The 5453-nt window shown below is 77.1% G+C and carries 7 protein-coding genes; all 7 read right to left on the reverse strand.

What is annotated here, in order from left to right; all coding sequences use genetic code 11:
- The coding region (locus MNZ39_RS23055) for a shikimate dehydrogenase (protein WP_374202558.1) at window positions 1-408 on the reverse strand (408 nt) is incomplete at its 3' end.
- On the reverse strand, window positions 405-1703 hold the full coding sequence (gene aroA, locus MNZ39_RS23060) for a 3-phosphoshikimate 1-carboxyvinyltransferase (protein WP_242341436.1): 1299 nt from the start codon (window positions 1701-1703) through the stop codon (window positions 405-407). The genes MNZ39_RS23055 and aroA, both read right to left, overlap by 4 nt.
- Complete coding sequence (locus tag MNZ39_RS23065) at window positions 1700-2545, reverse strand: prephenate dehydrogenase (RefSeq protein WP_242341437.1); 846 nt, start codon at window positions 2543-2545, stop codon at window positions 1700-1702. The genes aroA and MNZ39_RS23065 overlap by 4 nt, the downstream gene beginning before the upstream one ends.
- A gap of 2 nt (window positions 2546-2547) precedes the next feature.
- Window positions 2548-3426 (reverse strand): 3-deoxy-7-phosphoheptulonate synthase, encoded by an 879-nt coding sequence (gene aroF / locus MNZ39_RS23070; protein WP_242341438.1) that lies wholly within the window; start codon window positions 3424-3426, stop codon window positions 2548-2550.
- Between the two features lie 178 nt (window positions 3427-3604).
- Complete coding sequence (aroH, locus tag MNZ39_RS23075) at window positions 3605-3958, reverse strand: chorismate mutase (RefSeq protein WP_242341439.1); 354 nt, start codon at window positions 3956-3958, stop codon at window positions 3605-3607.
- A gap of 119 nt (window positions 3959-4077) precedes the next feature.
- Entirely contained in the window at window positions 4078-4284 is a 207-nt protein-coding gene (locus MNZ39_RS23080) for a hypothetical protein (RefSeq protein ID WP_242341440.1), read from the reverse strand.
- Between the two features lie 53 nt (window positions 4285-4337).
- Window positions 4338-5216, reverse strand: coding sequence for a CoA ester lyase (locus MNZ39_RS23085; protein WP_242341441.1), 879 nt, complete (start codon window positions 5214-5216; stop codon window positions 4338-4340).
- Window positions 5217-5453 lie beyond the last annotated feature (237 nt).

A 5453-nucleotide genomic window follows, 5' to 3' on the forward strand; every position in this document is an offset into this window, starting at 1 on the left:
CGCGCGCGCGGCCCCGCCCGCCCCGGCGAGGAGCGCGCGCGCGCCGGGCCGGAGGCCCTCCTCGCCGAGCAGCATGAGGCACGCCGCGGCGTCGGTGTTGAACCCCTCCCAGCCGCGCTCGGTGCGCCGGAGCGTGTTCACCGCCCCCACCTCGCGCGCGACCGGGTCCACCGCCTCGCAGAGCGCGGCCGCGGCCCGCTTGTGGGGGACCGTGACGTTGAGGCCCTGGAAGCCCAGCGCGTGCGCGCCGCGCAGCGCCTCCTCGAGCCGCTCGGGCGCCACCGGCAGCGCGACGTAGACGGCGTCGATGCCGAGGTGCTCGAAGGCCGCCGCCTGCAGCTCCGGCGAGCGGCTGTGGCGCACCGGCTGGCCGACGACGCCGTAGAGGGCGGTCCTCCCGCTGATCACGCGCCGCCCCCGGAGAGCCCGTCGAGGAGCGCGAAGAAGGAGGGGAAGCTCGTCGAGACGCAGGCGACGTCGTCGAGCACGACCTCCTCGCCCGAGAGGAGCTGCGCGATCGCCATCGACATGGCGATGCGGTGGTCGAGGCGCGTCTGCACGGTCACGCCGCGCAGCGGCGTCGGCCCCTCGATGGCGCAGCCGTCGTCGAAGAGCTCGATCCGCGCGCCCGCCCGGGCGAGCGTCTCTCCCATCGCGGCGAGCCGGTCGGACTCCTTCACGCGGAGCTCGCGGGCGTCGCGGATGACGGTCCGGCCGCGCGCCTGGGTCGCCATCACCATCACGACCGGCAGCTCGTCGATGAGCCGGGGGATGATGGCGCCGCGGATCTCCGTGGCCTGGAGCGCCGCCGCGCGCACGGTGACGTCGGCGCGCGGCTCGCCCGCGAGCTCGCGCTCGTTCGTCCGCACCACCTCGGCGCCCATCGCGGCGAGCACGTCGAGCAGGCCCGTGCGCGTCGGGTTCACCCCGAGGTTCCGCACCGTCACCTCGGAGCCGGGGAGCGCGGCCGCGCCGCAGAGGAAGAACGCCGCCGAGGAGATGTCGCCCGGGACGTCGACGCGGCCGCCGCGGGGCCGCGCCGGGGCGATCGTCACCTCGAGGCCGTCCACGCGGACCGGCACGCCCATCCCGGCGAGCATGCGCTCGGTGTGATCGCGCGAGCGCTCCGGCTCGGCGACCGAGGTCTCACCCTCCGCGAATAGCCCGGCGAGGAGGCACGCGCTCTTCACCTGCGCGCTCGCGACCTCCAGCGCGTGGCGCACGCCCCGGAGCGGCCGGCCGCGCACCACCACCGGCGGGAGCCGGTCGCCGTCGCGCGCGGAGAGATCCGCCCCCATGCGGCGGAGCGGATCGATGACGCGGCGGACGGGCCTGCGACGCAGCGAGGCGTCCCCGGTGAGGATCGAGAGGCCGGGCACGCCCGACAGGACGCCGGTGAGGAGCCGGAGGCTCGTGCCGGAGTTCCCGCAGTCCACCACGTCGCCTGGCTCGCGCAGCGCCGCGGGCGGGACGACCACGAGCTCGTCGCCCTCGGCGCGCACCGCCGCGCCGAGCGCCTCGACGGCGCGGCGGGTGGCGTGGACGTCCTCCGCGTCGAGGAGGCCGCGCACGCGGGTCTCGCCGGTCGAGAGGGCGCCGAAGAGCAGCGCGCGATGCGAGATGGACTTGTCGCCCGGGACCTCGATCGATCCGCGGAGCGGCCCCTCGCGACGGCAGGTGAGCGGTCCGGTTCCTGTGCTCAAAAGATCTCCTCCCGCGCCTTTCGCGCGGCCTCGAGCGCGTGGCGCGCCGCCTCGGGCGACTCGACGACGGCGGCGAGGAGCCGCGCGAGGTGGCGCTCGAGCCGCGCCGCCGCGTCCGGGAGCCCGGCGTTCCGCCGGGCGACCTCGCCCTGGATGTCGAAGGGGAACGCCGCGAGGCGCGTCATGTCCTTGAGGCCCGGGCCGGCGAGCTTCATGGCGAGCGGGCCGGCCTCGCGCGCGGCGACGGCGAGCGCGGAGGCGACGAGGTACGGCAGGTGCGAGACCATCGCCACCGCGCCGTCGTGCTCGGCGGCGGTGCAGCGCTCCACCTTGGCGCCGAGGGCGAGGTGCAGCGCGGCGACCCGCTCGACCGCCTCGGCGGGCGCGTCGGTGCAGACCGCCACCGTGCCGCCCTTCCACTTGTCGGCGCTCGCGCCGGCGTAGCCGCCGTGGCCGCCGAACATCGGGTGCGCGCCCACGAAGGCGACGCCCGGCCGGACCGCCGCCCGCGCCGCGGCGACGACGTGCGCCTTCGCGCCGCCGACGTCGGTGAGCACGGCGCCGTCGGGCAGGAGCCGCGAGACCGGCCCGAGGAGCGCCTCGATGGCGGCGACCGGCGTGCAGAGCACGGCGAGCTCGCACGCCGCGAGCGCGGCGTCCGGCGCCGCGCGGGCCTCGTCGGCGACGCCGTCGCCGAGCGCCTGGGCGCGGACGTCCTCCCGCGGCTCGACCGCGACGATGCGCACGGAAGGATCGACGGCGCGCACGGCGCGCGCGAGCGAGGCGCCCATGAGCCCCAGGCCGACGACGCCCATCGTGCGAGGGAGCGCGCTCGCGGCCACGGCTAGACCTCCCGCCCGACCGCGGCCGCCACGGCGGCCAGCCTGGGGAGGAGCGCCTCGAGCCCTGCGGGCGTGAGCGACTGCGGCCCGTCGGAGCGGGCGCGCGCGGGATCCGGGTGCACCTCGAGGAGCAGCCCGTCCGCCCCGGCGGCGACCGCCGCGAGCGCCATGGCCGGCACGAGGCTGCGCTTGCCGGTCCCGTGCGAGGGATCGACGACCACCGGCAGGTGCGTGAGCTCCTTCAGGACCGGCACCGCGGAGAGGTCGAGGGTGTTCCGCGTCGCGCGCTCGAACGTCCGGATACCGCGCTCGCAGAGGATGACGTCGGGGTTCCCGGCCGCGAGCACGTACTCCGCGGCCATGAGGAGCTCCTCGATCGTGCCGGACATCGCGCGCTTCAGGAGCACCGGCTTGCCGGCCGCGCCGACCGCGCGCAGGAGGTCGTAGTTCTGCATGTTGCGCGCGCCGATCTGGAGGCAGTCGGCGTACTCGGCGACGAGGCCGACCGCGTCCGGGCTCATCACCTCGGTCACCACCGGCAGGCCGGTGAGCTCGCGCGCGCGGGCGAGCAGCGCGAGGCCCTCCTCGCCGAGCCCCTGGAACGTGTACGGCGACGAGCGCGGCTTGAACGCGCCGCCGCGCAGGAGCCGGGCGCCCGCCGCCTTCGCCGCGCGGGCGACCGTCTCGAGCTGCTCCCAGCTCTCCACGGCGCACGGCCCCGCCACGACCGGCACGCGACTCCCGCCGAACGCGACGGCGGCCGGGCCGCGCCCCACCGTTACGATCGTGCGGCCCGGGTGCAGCTCCAGCGAGGCGAGCTCGTACGGCTCCGAGACGCCCTCGATCTCCGCCTCGGAGGCGCTCTTCTTGATCGGCACCATCGTCCTCGAAGTCCTCTCTAGACGGGGGCTCTTCCCCCGCCCGACCGGGCGAGTCGCGCCGCGGCCGCCGGCCTCGCAGGCCGGGCGCGGCTCGAGGCGGCTCCGCGGCGCTCGCGGTGGCGCCCCGAAGGGCTCGCTCGGCTCGTTGACTGTTCACGGATCATGATCGGTGGTCCGCTCACGGCTCCCGGTGCAGATCCGGCCGCAGCGCCTGGGCGCCGCGAAGATACACGTGGCTGCGCGGCCCGGCGGAGTCGACGTGCAGGAGCACGCGCACCACCCGGGGCATCGAGCCCGGCACCGGGATCTCCTGGGAGCAGATCATGGGGACGCCCGTCCACCCGGCCACCCGCGCCGACCGGGCGGGGAAGTCCGCGTCGAGATCGTGGGTCACGGTGAAGATGGCCCAGACGATGTCGGCCGGGCCGATCTCGTTCCGCCGCTCGATCTCGCGGCACAGCTCGACGACGGCCTCTTCCATGGCCGGCACGCTGTTCGCCGCGACCTGCGTCGCCCCACGGATTCCGCGCATCGGGAGCGGAGGAGTCTACGGAATGGGCACACCCCTGTCCACCGCGCGGGGCGACCGGCGGCCCCGTGCGGCGCCGCACGGCGCGCGCGCGGAGCGGCGCGGGCCGGCGCCGCCGTGCTTCACCGCGAGTCCGCGCGCGACGAGGGGCCGAGCACGCGGAGGTCGCCCTGGACGGGCAGCCGCCAGACGCGCTTGCACCGGCGGCACTTGAGCTCGACCGCCCCCTCGACCACCCGGGCGAGCAGGCTGCCGCAGCCGCAGCGGACGTCGTCGCAGCCGTCTGAAGAGGCGGGCGGCGCCTTCTCCATGTTGCGAGTGATTCGCATTATCGACGGAGCGTAGTCGGCCGGGGACGCTCCTGTCAACCGGGCGGGTGCCCTCACTCAGCAGCCGGTCCCCGCGCGGCGATCGCCTCGGCGAGCGCCACGAGGCGGCGCGCTGCGGCGACGTGCAGCGCCTCGACGAGCCGCCCGTCCACCACCACGACGCCCTGCCCCGCCGCCTCCGCGGCGGCGTGCGCGGCGATCACCCGGCGCGCCTCCTCGAGCTCCGCGCCGCCCGGCGCGAACGCGCGGTTGGCGGCCGCGATCGTCTTCGGGTGGATGAGGGTCTTGCCGTCGAAGCCGAGGTCGCGCCCCTGCCGGCAGCTCGCCTCGAGCCCCGCGTCGTCCGCGAGGTCGAGGTGCACCCCGTCGAGCGCGGCGAGCCCGGCGGCGCGGGCGGCGAGCAGGAGGAGGCCGAGGCTCGTCAGCACCTCGAGCCGCCCCGGCGTGTGCCGTGCGCCGAGGTCCTTCACGAGGTCGCTCGTGCCCGCGACGAGGCAGGCGAGCCGCGGCGAGGCGCGGGCGACCTCGGCGGCGGCAAGGACGCCGCGCGGCGTCTCGATCATGCACCACACCGCGAGGCTCCCCGGGGCGCCGGCCGCCGCGAGCGCCGCCTCCGCCGCGTGCACCTCCGCGGCGGACTCGACCTTGGGCAGCACCACCGCATCCGCGCCGGCGCGCGCGAGGGCGGCGAGATCGTCCGCCCCCCACGGCGTGGCGAGGCCGTTCACCCGCACCGCGAGCTCGCGGTGACCGAAGCCGCCCGCCGCGAGCGCCTCCACCACGCGGGCGCGGGCCTCACGCTTCGCGGCCGGCGCGACGGCGTCCTCGAGGTCGAGGATGAGGGCGTCGGCGTCGAGCGTGCGCGCCTTCTCGATCGCGCGGGCGTTCGCGCCGGGGACGTAGAGGACGCTGCGGCGAGGGCGTACGGACACGGGGCCTCCTTCGGGTGCTCGGCCGAGCCTGCCAGAGCGCGGGGGCGACGCCCAGCCCGCCGTTCACCGAGCCGTTGCGGCGAGCCCGGGGGCGCCGAATGCTCCAGGTGCATGACGCTCGCCGCCGCCCTGATCGCGCTGCTCGCCGCGCAGGCGCCTCCCGCCGCGCCCGCCTCCGGGGCGGACCCCCGGGCGCTCGGCGGCGCGCGGCAGGAGGCTGCGGCCGCGAGCGCCCCG

Source organism: Anaeromyxobacter sp. SG66, assembly GCF_022690805.1.
GTDB lineage: Bacteria > Myxococcota > Myxococcia > Myxococcales > Anaeromyxobacteraceae > Anaeromyxobacter > Anaeromyxobacter soli.

What these genes read in the sequence shown, in the direction of transcription:
- aroF (WP_242341438.1), bottom strand. Translation starts at nt 3,426, where the DNA reads ATGGTGCCGATCAAGAAGAGCGCCTCCGAGGCGGAGATCGAGGGCGTC.
- MNZ39_RS23080 (WP_242341440.1), bottom strand. Translation starts at nt 4,284, where the DNA reads ATGCGAATCACTCGCAACATGGAGAAGGCGCCGCCCGCCTCTTCAGAC.
- aroH (WP_242341439.1), bottom strand. Translation starts at nt 3,958, where the DNA reads ATGCGCGGAATCCGTGGGGCGACGCAGGTCGCGGCGAACAGCGTGCCG.